We start from the raw sequence: 336 nt of genomic DNA, 5'->3' as shown, positions 1-336 counted from the left end.
GCTGGCACTGAACGCGGCCATCGAAGCGGCCCGTGCCGGGGAGATGGGTCGCGGCTTTGCGGTGGTGGCCGACGAAGTGCGGCAACTGGCCCAGCGCACCAGCGAGTCCACCGGGCAGATTCATGCGCTGATCGCCAAGCTGCAACAGACCGCCAGCGCGGCCGTACAAACCATGGACGCCGGGCATCGCCAGGCGGAAGAAGGTGTGGCACGGGTGATGGAAGCGGATCAGGCGCTGATCGGGATCAGCGAGGCGGTGGCGCACATCACTGATATGACGGCGCAGATTGCGGCGGCGACCGAAGAGCAGAGCTCGGTGGCGGAAGAGATCAGCCG

General features: G+C 67.0%; 1 protein-coding gene. It reads left to right on the top strand.

Annotated elements, in window-relative coordinates; all coding sequences use genetic code 11:
- The coding region (locus HX846_RS00195; RefSeq protein ID WP_256739748.1) for a methyl-accepting chemotaxis protein at window positions 1–336 on the top strand (336 nt) is incomplete at both ends.

This window comes from Pseudomonas sp. K5002, assembly GCF_013386655.1.
Classification (GTDB): Bacteria; Pseudomonadota; Gammaproteobacteria; order Pseudomonadales; family Pseudomonadaceae; genus Aquipseudomonas.
This window is presented reverse-complemented; position numbering and strand designations above follow the sequence as displayed.